Genomic DNA, 13,207 nt, shown 5'->3' with positions numbered 1-13,207 from the left:
GAGGGCGCCAATAAGTTGAATCTCGAAGCTTTCGTTTTCAAGCGCAGGAGGTACTTGTGACTTCGCCCATCGTGTCCATCGCCTATCACTCCGGCTACGGCCACACAGCCGTGATTGCCGAGGCTGTCCAGCGTGGCGCCAAGGAGGCCGGCGCCGTCGTGAACCTGATCGCCGTCGGCGAGATCACCGACGCCCAGTGGAGGCAGCTGGACGCCTCCGATGCGATCATCTTTGGTTCCCCCACCTACATGGGAACCGCTGCCACCGCTTTCCACGGCTTCGCGGAGGCCAGCTCCGAGCGTTGGTTCGGGCGGGCTTGGAAGGACAAGCTGGCGGCCGGATTCACCAACTCGGCTTCCAAGGCGGGCGACAAGCAGTCGACTCTCCAGTACTTCGCGACGCTGGCGTCGCAGCACGGTATGCACTGGATCGCGCTCGGCCTGCCGGGGGGCTGGAACTCGTCCACGGGGAGCGAGAACGATCTCAACAGGCTGGGCTTCTTCCTGGGTGCCGCCGCTCAGTCCAACGCGGATCAGGGGATCGAGGGGGTGACGGCCAGCGACATCGCCACCGCCGAGGCGCTGGGGCGTCGCGTCGCGGACGCTGCCGCCACGTGGGTGGCCGGCCGCGCCGCACGCGCCGCCTGATCGCGGGTACTTCGCCCCGGCTGCCGGGTTTCCGTACGGCGCCGGGGCGTCACCGGGCCCGCGGCCGTGGAGTGCGCGGTCAGCGGCGCCTCCGGGTCGACCATCCGCTGCCGATTCCCGCTATGTGCAGAGCCAGAGCGGTCAGTCCCAGCAGCATCACGTTCGTGGAGGTGAACGTGTCATTGGTGCTGATGTCAGCCGCGTTGATGAGAAAGGCGATGAAGAACAACACCGCCGCGACGATGCCGAGCATAAGCAGACTCCTTTCAAAGGGGTGAGTCCCGTGTGCCCACACAACGCCTCCACAAGCCTGTTGCGGGGTGACCACGAGGCGCGGCTCATCACGGGCCGTCGCGGACCGCTCCCGCGACGGGTGTTGGCTCGTCGGAAGAAAGGCTGTCGCTTCTGGCACCTCGACGTTCTACGGTGGCTCGATGCGGAACGATCGACGTGTCCGCCGCCTCGTGGTGGACGGGACCGTCTGGTACTGGACTGTCCGGCAGCGGGTGAGACCCGACTACGCCGACTGCCGTCTGACGATCTCTTTCGTCACACAGGCGCCGAGGTGGGGTGCGCGACGCCGGCTGTCCCTGGTCTTCGCCCCGGGGCCGGACAGAATCGTTTCGAACACGTACTTCGAGGCGGGCACGGTCGCGCGCCTGCCCGACCGCACCTGGTTGAACCTCTACGAGCCGGGAACGGCCAGGCGCCTGCTCGACGCCGCGGCGCCTGTCCTGGACGCCCGGCCACTGGAGCGGAACCTCGAAGTCGACGGCTGGCCCCACTTCGCCGCGGTCGTGGACCGTTGCGACGCCACCGGATCCGCCTGACCGCCCGCCCTCCCCGAGCAACCGGTCACAACCGTCTGCTTCCTCATGCCGGTCGAACCTCCGGGCACGGTCACTCGGCGGGGCAGGTTTCCTTGCCGCCGTCCCGTTCGGTGCCGACCGATACCGAGTAGACGAGGCCCGTGCCGGCCTCGGGCTCGGGCGAGAAGCCCCTGGGGTGCAGGTCGACGTCCAGCAGCAGGTGCCGACCCCGCTCGGTCCTGGTCCAGCAGGCGTCCTCCACCGTGGCGGGGTCCGGCTCGGAGTGCCAGCCGGCCGCGGCGGCCGTCTTCGTGTAGTAGGCGATGACGTCGTCGGGTCTGCCCGGGAAGGCATACAGGCGGTCCGCGTGCAGCCAGGGCGCGCCGCTGCTGTCGTCGTCGCATCCGGTGGTCACGCCGACGCCACGGTAGTTGGCGGGTGCCGAGGCGTCGGCGGGCGCCGAGCTGAGCAGCGGCTGCCCGGCCAGTCGCCGGAGTTCGGTGGTCGTGTCGTCGCAGCCGTCGTCGCCGACGGCGGAACACGCGCCGGCGAAGGCCGCGGGCAGCAGGAGGGCCGCCGTCAGTATGACGCGGGTGCCGGCGGACGGTGACGTGGGGGACAACGGTGCTCCTGGGAGTACGGGGGGTCGCGGGTAAGAGGACCGGCCATGCCGAGCGCTCGGACCGCTGCTCGGCGCCGACGGGGGCCGGCGCCGAAGGACAGGATGCCGGACAGGCAGATCACGAACACGCGGTTCGAACAGCCCGGTCGGCGTCGGGATCGCCGGTGCCGTGTGCGAGGCGATCATCCGAGCTGCTTCTACTAAATTAGTAATTAATCTTGACACTGTTTCGGCCACAGGCCACAGTCATCGCCGTGACGTCGTCGGCCTCTGCCGCGGAGCGGCCCGCGTCTCGTTCTCCTGCTTCCCACTGCCCGGGAGAGGCACGTGACTTTGCACCCGCCCGTACACAGATCCAGGCACCACCGGTTCACCCGGCCCGCACTCGCGGCCGCGATCGCGGCCGTCCTGGCCGCCACCGTGACCCCCGACGCCGTCGCCGGGACGGCCGTCGACCAGGGCGCACCCGACTACTACGACAGCGGCCTCGCGCCGACTCCCTACATGGGGTGGAACACCTACTACGGACTGGGCGCGCCCACCGAGAAGGAGGTGCGCTCCGTCGCCGACCGGCTGGTGAGCAGCGGTCTGCGCGACAGCGGATACGACATCGTGTGGCTGGACGGCGGCTGGCAGGCCGACAACCCCCGTGACGCACAGGGGCGGTTGACGGCCAACCCGGAACGCTTCCCGTCCGGTATCCCGGCCCTCGTCTCCTATCTGCACCAGCGCGGACTGCGGGCCGGCATCTACACCGACGCCGGCGCCTACGACGGCGGCAAGAGCTGCGGCCTCGGCAGCCGCGGCTACTACGACCAGGACGCACGGCAGTTCGCGAGCTGGAAGATCGACGCGGTCAAGGTCGACTTCCTCTGCGGGATCGGCGCGAAGCTCGATCCGGGACCGGCCTTCAAGGAGTTCAGCGACGCGGTCGCCAAGTCCGGCCGCAAGATGCTGCTGAACCTCTGCAATCCGCTCACCGACGACTGGGGCCTGCCGCACACCCCCGAGCAGGACGCCCACAACACCTACGTCTACGCACCGACGGCCGCCGACTCGTGGCGCACCGGCACCGACATCGCCTGGGGCACCCCGAGCCCGGGTCAGTGGCCGAATGTGCTGCGCAACATGGACGCCAACGCCTGGCACCCGGAGGCGCAGGGACCCGGTCACTACAACGACCCGGACTACCTCATCCCCATGCGGAAGATGACCGACGGGTCGTACGAGCTCACCCAGGAGGAGTCCACCAGCCAGTTCGTGATGTGGGCCGAGATGGGCTCGCCGCTGGTGCTCGGCTCCGACCCGCGGACGCTGTCCGACTCCATGCTCGCGACCCTGCGCAACCCGGAGATCATCGCCGTGGACCAGGACCCCCTCGCCGTCCAGGGCGTGCGGGTGGCCACCGACTCGGTCGGTGACGTCTACAGCAAGGTGCTGCGGGGGCGCGGACAACGGGCGGTCGTCCTGCTCAACCGGTCCGACCAACCCGCCCAGCGCACCGTGCAGTTCTCGGACACCGGCCTCGGCGGCCCGGTGCGCGTCCGTGACCTGCGGGCACGTGCCGACCGCGGCACGCACACCGGGTCGTACACCGTCGAGGTCCCCGCCCACGGCACCGCGTTCCTGAAGCTCACCGGCGCCGACGCACTGCCGGGCACCGACCTCGGCGTGACGGCCACCGCGAGCCCGGCCGTGACGAGCGGCGGCGCCACGTTCTTCCGCGGGCCGCACGGCTCGCTCGTCGAGAAGGCGGACGGGAGGACACAGGACCTCGGCGGTCCTGCGCAGGGGAAGATCCTCGGCCAGCCCGCCGTGTACGCCTCCGCCGGCGGCCGCCTCGACGTCTTCGTACGCGGCGCCGACTCCCGGGCCTACCGGAGGGTCTACGCCGACGGCCACTGGGGGCACTGGCAGTCCCTGGGCGGGCGGTTGACCGACGCGCCGTCCGTCGCCTTCACCGACCCCGCGCACTGGACGCTGTTCGCGACCGGCGCCGACGGCACGGTCGTCCAGCGAGGACCGTCGTCCGGCTGGTCCTCGCTCGGCGCACCCGGTGACCGGCAGGTGTACGGCCGCCCGTCCGCCGTCGTCGACGCGCAGGGGCGCGTCCACGTCGCCGTACGCACCGCCGCCGACGACGTGTGGACGCGGACCCGGGACACCTCGGGGGCCTGGTCGGAGTGGACCTCCCTCGGCGGGACCGTCAGCGGCAGCCCGACCCTGGTAACCGCCGGGGACGCGGTGCTGCTGTACGCGCGGGCCGCCGACTACACCCTCTGGCAGCAGCGGTACAGCGACGGCGCCTGGCAGGGCTGGAGCAAGCGGCAGGAGTTCCCGAGCGCCGCGTTCGACGGAGCGCTCGGCGCGGTCGCCGGCCCGGACGGAGCCGTGGACGCGGTGTTCCGCGGAGTCGACGGCCACGTGTACCGGACCCAAATCAAGTGAACGAGGAATCCAACATGGCCAACCCCCAGACCAGCAGACGGCGGTTCCTCGCCGGACTCGGTGCCGCCGGGACCGCGGCACTGCTCAGCGGCTGTGTCACCGACACCTCCTCCGGCAAGGGCTCCTCGAAGGGCTCGGTGACCCTCCAGTCCAACCTGTCCGCCCCGCAGGCCAAGGCCGCGATGGAGGACCTGGTCGCGGCGTACGGGAAGAAGGGGTCCGGCAAGGCCGGTCTCAACACGGTCGCCGCCGAGACCTTCCGCACCCAGCTGCCGACCTACCTCACCTCGGCCAACCCGCCGGACGTGTACACCTGGTACCCCGGCTCGGTGGCGGACGCCTACGCGAAGAAGAACCTGCTGCTCGACCTCGACGAGGCGTGGACGTCGTCGCCCGACCTCAAGCGCTACTCCAAGGCGCTGAACTCGCTCTGCACGGCGAGCTCGGGCAAGAAGGTCTTCGTGCCCAACACCTACTACTGGTGGGGCATGTTCTACCGGAAGTCCAACTTCGCCAAGTGGGGCGTGAGCGAGCCCACGAGCTGGGACGGCTTCCTCGACCTGTGCGACAAGCTCAAGAGCAAGGGCGTCAACCCGATCGGGCTCGGCGCCGGCGGCAACACCCCCTGGGTGGCATCGGCCTGGTTCGACTACCTGGACATCCGGATCAACGGCGCCCAGTACCACCGTGACCTCCTGGCCGGAAAGCACCGGTTCGACGACCCCGAGGTGCGCAAGGTCTTCGACCGCTGGCAGGAGGTGCTGCCGTACTTCGACCCGAACGGCACCGCCGTCGCCTTCCAGGACGCGACGACCTCCCTGCTCAACGGCCGCAGCGGCATGATGCTCATCGGCACCTTCTTCGCCGACGCGGCACCCAAGAGCGCCCTGGACGACATCGACTTCTTCCGCTTCCCCGTCATCGACTCCAAGGTCCCGCTCGCCGAAGAGGCGCCGGTCGACGGCTACTTCGCCAGCGCCCGCACCGGCCGCCGCGACCAGGTCCTCGACCTGATGAAGTACCTCGCCACCGCCGAGGCCCAGGAGATCTACATCAAGGGCTCCTCCGGCACCGTGCTGCCCTGCAACCCGGATGCCAAGGACTCCGGCACCGCACTCGTGAAGAAGGGCCGCAAGCACGTCGACGAGGCCGTCGAGATCACCCAGTTCTTCAACCGGGACTCCAGCGACGCCCTCCAGCCCACCGCGGACACCGCACTGACCAAGTTCCTGGCCAAGCCCAAGTCGGTCGGCAGCATCCTGACCGACTGGCAGCGGGATGCCGAGAAGATCTGGAACGCCTGACGTGGCCGTCCTGACCGCGCCCGAAAGGAGGTCCCCGGCCCGCCCGCCCACCAGCGGCAGGCGGGCCCGGGGCCCCCAGCGCACCCCGCCGCTGGTCCTCGCCTTCGTCCTGGTCCCGCTGCTCGCGGAGGCCGTGTGGGTGTTCTGGCCCGCCCTCCAGGGCTTCTACCTGGCCCTGACCAAGTGGGACGGCGTCTCCCCGCCGCAGTTCGTCGGGTTCGGCAACTTCCGGGAGATGGCCCACGACGAGGTCTTCTGGAGCGCGGCCTGGCACACCGTGCTCTGGATCGTCCTCTTCGGCGGGCTGTCCGCCGTCCTCGGCCTCGCCGCCGCGCTGCTGCTCCAGCAGGAGCGGCGCGGCGTCGGCTTCTACCGGGCGGCCCTGTTCCTGCCGGTCGTCTTCTCGCTGGTGGCCACCGCGCTCGTCTGGCAGGCGATCTACCAGCCCGACGGCGTCCTCAACCGCCTCCTGGACGCGTTCGGCCTGGGCAGCCTCCAGCACGCCTGGCTCGCCGACCAGGACACCGCCCTGTACGCGGTCATCGTGCCCGCGCTGTGGCGGCAGATCGGCTATGTGATGGTGCTCTACCTCGCCGGCCTCAAGGGCATCGACCCGGCCCTGTACGAGGCGGCCAAGGTCGACGGCGCGAGCGCCCGGCAGCGGTTCCGGCACATCACCCTGCCCCAACTGCGCAGTGTCAACGCGGTCGTTCTGTCGGTCATCGTCATCGACTCGCTGCGCTCCTTCGACGTCGTCTGGTCGCTGACCCGAGGCGGCCCCTACCACTCCTCCGAGCTGCTGAGCACCTACATGTACTCGACCGCCTTCCAGTCCCTGCGACTCGGCTACGGCTCCGCCCTGGCCGTCGTCATCTTCGTGCTGGCCTTCGGGGTCATCGCCTCCTATCTCGTCCGCGCCTTCCGGGAGGCCGACTGATGTCCGCCACCACCACGGCGGTGCGCCGCAGGCGGGCCGCGACCGCGGGGTTCCACCTGGGCGCCGGTGCGCTGGCCGTCCTGTGGCTGCTGCCCATCGCCATGGTCCTGGTGACCAGCCTGCGCTCCTTCGACGACATCGCCGCCCACGGCGTGGGCAGCTGGCCGCACTCCTTCACCCTGGGCAACTTCGGCCAGGCCTGGACCGACGGCGGCCAGCAGCGCGCCCTCATCAACAGCCTGCTCGTCACCGTGCCCAGCGTCCTGGTGACGCTCACCCTCGCCGCGATGGCCGCGTTCGCCCTCAGCCGCTACGAACTCCCCTTCCGCCGCTCCCTGTTGCTCCTCATGCTCGGCGGCAACCTGCTCCCACCGCAGATCCTGCTCATCCCGGTGTCCAAGCTCAGTGAAGTGATGGGCGTCTACGACACCCTGCCCGCCCTCATCGGCGTGCAGATCGGCTTCGGCGTCGGCTTCTACGTCTTCGTCCTGCACGGCTTCATGCGCTCGATCCCGGTGGAGATCCAGCAGGCGGCGGTCGTCGACGGCGCCGGCCCCTGGCAGATCTTCTGGCGGATCATCCTCCCGCTGACCCGCCCCGCCCTCGCCGCCCTCAGCGCCCTGTCCTTCACCTGGATCTTCAACGACCTCCTCTGGGCGATCACCGTCCTGCGCAGCGACACCAAGATGCCCATCACCGCCGCCCTGATCGGGCTCCAGGGCCAGTTCGTGTCGATGTGGAACGTGATCGCCGCCGGGTCGGTCATCGCCGCCGCGCCCACGGTCGCGGTGTTCCTGCGCTTCCAGCGGCACTTCGTGGCCGGACTCAACCTGGGGGCGGTCAAGTGACCCGCACGCGCTGGACCTTGCGCACGGAGAACACCTCCTACACCGTCCGCCTCTCGCCGGACGGCCCGTGGGCCGAGCTCGACGCCTGGGGCCCGCTCGGCGTCGAGGAGGGGCCCTCCGCCCTCGACTGGTCCCACCGCACCCACTTCATCACGCCCGCCGACGCGGCCCCGGCCGAGTATCTGCCGTACGGGCTGCGGCCGTTCACCGGCTCCGAGCTGATCGCCGGCGCGGGACGGGGTGTGTGGTGGGAGTTCGACGGCGCGCAGGAGACGGAGGGCGGGCTGCGGCTCGCCTTCACGGACGGGACGACCGGGCTGCGGACGGACCTCTGCTACGAGACCGTGCCGGGCACCGATGTGATCCTGCGCTGGGCCGAGTTCACGGCCAGGGAGGAACTCCGCCTGGAACGGCTCGACTCGGCCGCCGTGAACATCCCGGTGACCGGCCCGGCCCGGCTGACCTACCTCTGCGGACAGTGGTCGCAGGAGTTCCAGCTCACCCGACTCGACCTGACCCGGGGCACGTTCACCATCGGCAGCCTCCAGGGCACGCCCGGGCACGCGTACGCGCCCTGGCTGGCCGTGCAGAGCGGGGACGCGGCGTACGGCGTCGCCCTCGAATGGCCCGGCAACTGGCACATCACGGCAGAGGCCGAACCGGGCGGCGCCGTGCGGGTGCGCGCCGGACGGGTCCCGCACGAGGGCGCCGTCCTCATGGCTCCGGGGGAGACCCTCAAGACTCCCCGTCTCGCCTGCGCGTTCAGCCCGCACGGCCTCGACGGCCTGTCCCGGGGCTGGCACCGCTACGAGCGCCACCTCACCGGCGACCGGCTGCACCGCCCCCGCAAGGTGCTCTACAACTCCTGGGAGGCCACCGGCTTCGACGTCGACGCGGCCGGGCAGCTGGAGCTGGCGAAGGCGGCCGCGGACATCGGGGCCGAGCTGTTCGTCGTGGACGACGGCTGGTTCACCGGCCGTGCCGACGACACCGGGGGACTGGGCGACTGGTATCCGGACCCGGCGGCGTTCCCGCAGGGCTTCGACCGGTTCGTACAGGAGGTCCGCGCCCTCGGCCTGGACTTCGGGCTGTGGGTCGAGCCGGAGGCGGTCAGTCCCGGCAGCCGGCTGTACGCCGAACACCCCGAGTGGGTCTACCGCATCGACGGTCGCCCCTCCCGTCTGGTCCGCAACCAGCTGCTCCTCGACCTCGGCCGGACCGACGTCCAGGACTTCGTCATCGGCACCCTGGACCGGCTGCTCGGCGACTACGGCATCGGCTATCTGAAGTGGGACATGAACCGCCCGCCCACCGAGCGCGGCCGCCCCGGTGCCGGCCCCGTCGACCTGGACGCCGAGCACGTCGCCGGATACCTGCGCGTCCTCGACCACCTGCGCGCCGCCCACCCGGACGTCACCGTCGAAGGCTGCGCAGGCGGCGGTGGCCGGATCGAGCACGCCACCGTCGCCCGCACCGACGTCGTCTGGCCCAGCGACAACACCGCCCCCCTGGACCGGCTGCGCATCCAGCACGGCTTCCTGCACGCACACGCCCCGCACGTGATGAGCTCCTGGGTCACCGACGCCCCCGGCATCTTCGACCCGCGCCCGCGCAGCCTCGCCTTCCGCTTCATCAACGCCATGTGCGGGGTCCTGGGGATCGGCGCCGACCTGCGCGCCTGGACGCCGGAGCAGCGGGCCGAGGCCGCGCGGTGGACCGCCCGCTACAAGGAGGTCCGGGACGTCGTCCACCACGGCGAGGCCCGGCTGCTGGGCACCCCGGACGACACCACCTGTGGCGTGCAGTACGACCACGGTGACCGTACCGTCGTCGCCGCGCTCTCCACCGGCCGCGTCGACGGCGCCCCGCTGCTGCCCGGCCGCCCCGACCGGCTCCGGCTGCGGGACCTGGACCCGGCGGCGCGCTACCGGGACACGGCGACGGGAACGACGTACAGCGGAGCCCATCTGCTCCACTACGGCCTGCCGTTCGCCTGGAGCGCCGACAACGATGCCGACCTGGTGGTGCTGACCCGCCGGCAGGACGCATATGTTTCCAGCAAGCTCACCCACTAAGGAGCCCGATGGACCAGTCCGTACGACGGTACGGCGCCCGCTTCACCGGCCGTACCGCCGTGGTGACCGGAGCCGCCTCCGGCATCGGCGCCGCCACCGCGGAACGCCTCGCCCGCGAGGAGGCCGCCGTCGTCCTCGTCGACATCGCGGACGAACGCGGGCAGGCCGTGGTGGACGGGATCACCAAGGACGGCGGCCAGGCCCGGTACGTGCACGCCGACGTCGCCGCCGAGGACGACTGGGCCCGGATCGTCACCGCCGCCCACGCCTACGGGCCGGTCGACGTGCTCGTCAGCAACGCCTACACCGTCGACGTCGTACCGGCGCACGAGCTGTCAGCCGAGTCCTGGCAGCGGCAGCTCGCCGTCAACCTCACCGCGAGCTTCCTCGGCTTCAAGGCGGTCCTGCCCGACCTGCGGGCCGGCCGCGGGGCCGTGGTGCTCACCTCGTCGGTGCACGCCCACGCCGGCATCCCCGGACACCCCGCCTACGCGGCGGCCAAGGGCGCGCTGCTCTCCCTGTGCGGGCAGCTCGCCGTCGAGTACGGACCCGAGGTACGCGTCAACGCGGTGCTGCCCGGGCCGATCCTGACCGGCGCCTGGGACGGGGTCACACCCGAGGAGCGGGAGCGCAGCGTCGCGCAGACCGCCGCCCGCCGGTTCGGCACGCCCGAGGAGGTGGCCGCCGCGATCGCGTTCCTCTGCGCCGACGAGGCCTCCTTCATCACCGGGTCCAGGCTGGTCGTGGACGGCGGCTGGAGTGTCGTGAAGGACTCCGTGTGAGCACCGCCGAACCACGTCGTGAACAGAAAGGCTGTACGACATGACGCCCTACGCCCGCCGCGGTGTGCACGGCCAGACCGTGGAGGCCCTGGCGCGCCGCATCCTGGGCGGTGAGATCCCGGAAGGGGCCACCCTCGACCTGGTGGCGCTGCAGAGCGAACTCGGCGTCAGCCTCACCGCCCTGCGCGAGTCCCTCAAGGTGCTCGCCGCCAAGGGCATGGTCGACGCCCGCCAGAAACGCGGCACCTTCGTGCGCGCCCGAGCGGACTGGAACCTGCTCGACGCCGACGTGCTGCGCTGGCAGTTCGAGGGGGCCGGTACGGCCGACGCCGACCGGTCGCTGCTGCACAACCTCGCCGAGGTCCGGGCGATCATCGAACCGGCCGCCGTCCGGCTCGCCGCCCAGCGCCGCACCGAGGCCGACCTCGTGGCCCTGGAGGACGCCCTGGACGCCATGGGACGGCACGACGCCGCCGACCCGGGCCACGCCGTCGACGCCGACCTCGCCTTCCACCGCGCCCTGCTCGCCGCCACCCACAACGAACTGCTCGAACGCATGGAGATGGTGATCGAGTCGGGGCTCGCCCACCGCGACCGCATCGTGCACAGCTCCCCGCACAGCGAGCCCCCCGTCCCCGCCCACCGCGCCGTCCTGGACGCCGTCCGCGACGGCGACCCGGAGGCGGCCGAGCGGGCCATGCGGGCCCTGCTCGACCAGGCGGGCCGCGACCTGGCCCGGCTCGGCGGCACCGACGACGACCCGAAAGGCAGCGGCGGCCAGTGAAGATCGAACGAATAGAGACCTTCCTCGTCCCGCCACGCTGGCTGTTCTGCCGCGTCGAGACCGACGAAGGCGTGGTGGGCTGGGGCGAACCCGTCGTCGAGGGCCGCGCCGAGGTGGTGCGCGCGGCCATCGAGGTCCTCGCCGAGTACCTGGTGGGGCAGGACCCGCTGCGCGTCCAGGACCACTGGCAGGTGCTCACCAAGGGCGGCTTCTACCGGGGCGGTCCCGTCCTGTCCAGCGCCGTCGCCGGACTCGACCAGGCGCTGTGGGACATCGCCGGCAAGACCTACGGCGCCCCCGTGCACGCCCTGCTCGGCGGTCCGGTACGCGACCGGGTCCGGGTCTACGCCTGGGTCGGCGGCGACGAACCGGCCGAGCTCACCGAGCAGGTCACGGCCCAGGTGGAGGCGGGCTTCACCGCCGTGAAGATGAACGCGGCCGGGGCCACCTCGCCGATCACCACGGCCGCGGAGACCGCGGCGGTGGTCGCCCGGGTGGCGGCCGCCCGGGACGTCCTCGGCCCCGGCCGCGATGTCGCCGTCGACTTCCACGGCCGCTTCACCGCCGCCAGCGCCCGCCGCGTCCTGACCGAACTCGCCCCCCTGCATCCGCTGTTCGTGGAGGAACCCGTCGTCCCCGAGCAGGGCCACCTGCTGCCCGGCCTGGTCGCGGCGAGCCCGGTACCGCTGGCCACCGGTGAACGCCTGTACTCGCGGGCCGAGTTCCTGCCGGCCCTCGCCGCCGGCATCGCGGTCGCCCAGCCGGACCTGTCCCACGCGGGCGGCATCTCCGAGGTGCACCGCATCGCCTCGCTCGCGGAGACCTACGGCGCACAGCTCGCCCCGCACTGCCCGCTCGGGCCCATCGCGCTGGCGGCGAGCCTCCAGGTCGCCTTCGCCACACCGAACTTCCTGATCCAGGAGCAGAGCCGGGGCATCCACTACAACAAGGACGCCGACCTCCTCTCCTACCTGGTCGACCCCGAACCCTTCCGGTTCGTCGACGGGCATGCCCGGCGCGGTGACGCCCCCGGCCTCGGCATCACCGTCGACGAGGCGGCCGTACGCGCGGCCGACCGGGCCGGTCACACCTGGCGCAACCCGGTGTGGCGGCACCCCGACGGCTCGTTCGCGGAGTGGTGATGGACGTCGTCACCGACCTCGCCCACGGTGGCCGCTGGACCTCGCTGCGCCACGGCGGGCGCGAATGGCTGTGGCGGCGCGAGGCCGCCGAGCGCGACGGTGCGGCACCGGGCGACGCGTTCGTGGACGCGGGGGGAGTGGAGGAGTGCGTCCCCACCGTGCGCGGCACCCCCGACCACGGGGACGCCTGGTCCCGGGCCTGGACCCGGGAGGGCGACGGCGAGCGCGTGGACTGCGAACACTTCACCCTGATGCGCACGCTGAGCGGCACCGCCGACGGCGTCCGGGCCGACTACGTGCTGACGGCCGAGCCCGGCTTCCGTTTCCTCTGGGCCGCCCACGCGCTCCTTGACCTCTCCGAGGAGGCCGTGCTGAAGGCCCGGGACGGGGCACCGACCCGGCTGTTCCCGGAGGCGGCGCCCCTGGTGGACCGCCCCTGGCCGGACGGCGCCCGCTGGCTGGAGGGCGTCTGGCCCGCGCCGCTGGGGCTGCCGCTGGACCGGTTCGGGCCGGACGACGGCACGGCGGCCGGGGCCGTGGTGGCGGGCGGCCGGTGCTGTGTGCACGACGACGGGGACCGGCTCTCCTTCGCCGTCGAGGCGGAGGGACAGCCGCTCTCCGTCGCCCTGTGGCGCAACCTCGGCGGCTTCCCGGCCGGCCGGCCCTACCGCAGCACGGGCGTCGAGCCCATGCTCGGCCGGGTCTTCGACCTCGCCGACGCCGGCCCGGACGACGCGGCCCGCGTCGGCGCCTCGGGCGAGGTCCGCTGGCGGCTCACCGTGAACGCCGCCTGCCGCTGCCCCTGAGCG

The 13,207-nt window shown here is 71.9% G+C and carries 13 protein-coding genes; 11 read left to right on the top strand and 2 right to left on the bottom strand.

Annotated elements, in window-relative coordinates:
• Positions 1 to 56: 56 nt before the first annotated feature.
• The gene (locus tag ACFWXC_RS03470; RefSeq protein WP_384472297.1) at positions 57 to 647 is read left to right on the top strand and encodes a flavodoxin family protein; all 591 of its coding nucleotides are present in this window, start codon (positions 57 to 59) and stop codon (positions 645 to 647) included.
• Positions 648 to 726: 79 nt separating this feature from the next.
• Here the strand turns inward: ACFWXC_RS03470 and ACFWXC_RS03465 are convergent, their stop codons facing one another.
• Entirely contained in the window at positions 727 to 900 is a 174-nt protein-coding gene (locus ACFWXC_RS03465) for a hypothetical protein (RefSeq protein WP_384472294.1), read from the bottom strand.
• Between the two features lie 181 nt (positions 901 to 1,081).
• Here ACFWXC_RS03465 and ACFWXC_RS03460 point away from each other — a divergent pair, with 181 nt between their 5' ends.
• On the top strand, positions 1,082 to 1,477 hold the full coding sequence (locus ACFWXC_RS03460; protein ID WP_384472291.1) for a hypothetical protein: 396 nt from the start codon (positions 1,082 to 1,084) through the stop codon (positions 1,475 to 1,477).
• Between the two features lie 70 nt (positions 1,478 to 1,547).
• Here ACFWXC_RS03460 and ACFWXC_RS03455 read toward each other — a convergent pair whose 3' ends face one another.
• The gene (locus ACFWXC_RS03455) at positions 1,548 to 2,078 is read right to left on the bottom strand and encodes a hypothetical protein (RefSeq protein WP_384472288.1); all 531 of its coding nucleotides are present in this window, start codon (positions 2,076 to 2,078) and stop codon (positions 1,548 to 1,550) included.
• Between the two features lie 333 nt (positions 2,079 to 2,411).
• Between ACFWXC_RS03455 and ACFWXC_RS03450 the strand changes: the two genes are divergently transcribed.
• The 9 genes from ACFWXC_RS03450 to ACFWXC_RS03410 are packed head-to-tail and all read left to right on the top strand — an operon-like array spanning position 2,412 to position 13,204.
• Positions 2,412 to 4,526, top strand: coding sequence for a glycoside hydrolase family 27 protein (locus tag ACFWXC_RS03450; RefSeq protein ID WP_384472540.1), 2,115 nt, complete (start codon positions 2,412 to 2,414; stop codon positions 4,524 to 4,526).
• Positions 4,527 to 4,540: 14 nt separating this feature from the next.
• Positions 4,541 to 5,830 carry an ABC transporter substrate-binding protein gene (locus ACFWXC_RS03445; RefSeq protein ID WP_384472286.1) on the top strand — a complete coding sequence of 430 codons (1,290 nt, stop codon included), beginning with the start codon at positions 4,541 to 4,543 and terminating at the stop codon, positions 5,828 to 5,830.
• A 1-nt stretch (position 5,831) separates the two neighbouring features.
• The gene (locus ACFWXC_RS03440) at positions 5,832 to 6,767 is read left to right on the top strand and encodes a carbohydrate ABC transporter permease (RefSeq protein ID WP_384472283.1); all 936 of its coding nucleotides are present in this window, start codon (positions 5,832 to 5,834) and stop codon (positions 6,765 to 6,767) included.
• On the top strand, positions 6,767 to 7,615 hold the full coding sequence (locus ACFWXC_RS03435) for a carbohydrate ABC transporter permease (protein ID WP_384472280.1): 849 nt from the start codon (positions 6,767 to 6,769) through the stop codon (positions 7,613 to 7,615). Before ACFWXC_RS03440 ends, ACFWXC_RS03435 begins: the two co-directional genes overlap by 1 nt.
• On the top strand, positions 7,612 to 9,690 hold the full coding sequence (locus tag ACFWXC_RS03430) for an alpha-galactosidase (RefSeq protein ID WP_384472277.1): 2,079 nt from the start codon (positions 7,612 to 7,614) through the stop codon (positions 9,688 to 9,690). Before ACFWXC_RS03435 ends, ACFWXC_RS03430 begins: the two co-directional genes overlap by 4 nt.
• A gap of 8 nt (positions 9,691 to 9,698) precedes the next feature.
• Complete coding sequence (locus ACFWXC_RS03425) at positions 9,699 to 10,472, top strand: SDR family NAD(P)-dependent oxidoreductase (RefSeq protein ID WP_384472274.1); 774 nt, start codon at positions 9,699 to 9,701, stop codon at positions 10,470 to 10,472.
• 40 nt (positions 10,473 to 10,512) lie between these two features.
• Entirely contained in the window at positions 10,513 to 11,256 is a 744-nt protein-coding gene (locus ACFWXC_RS03420; protein ID WP_384472271.1) for a FadR/GntR family transcriptional regulator, read from the top strand.
• Entirely contained in the window at positions 11,253 to 12,398 is a 1,146-nt protein-coding gene (gene dgoD, locus ACFWXC_RS03415) for a galactonate dehydratase (RefSeq protein WP_384472267.1), read from the top strand. The genes ACFWXC_RS03420 and dgoD overlap by 4 nt, the downstream gene beginning before the upstream one ends.
• Complete coding sequence (locus ACFWXC_RS03410; protein ID WP_384472263.1) at positions 12,398 to 13,204, top strand: hypothetical protein; 807 nt, start codon at positions 12,398 to 12,400, stop codon at positions 13,202 to 13,204. The genes dgoD and ACFWXC_RS03410 overlap by 1 nt, the downstream gene beginning before the upstream one ends.
• The last annotated feature ends 3 nt before the right edge of the window (positions 13,205 to 13,207 follow it).

The organism is Streptomyces sp. NPDC058683 (assembly GCF_042716195.1).
GTDB lineage: Bacteria > Actinomycetota > Actinomycetes > Streptomycetales > Streptomycetaceae > Streptomyces.
This window is presented reverse-complemented; position numbering and strand designations above follow the sequence as displayed.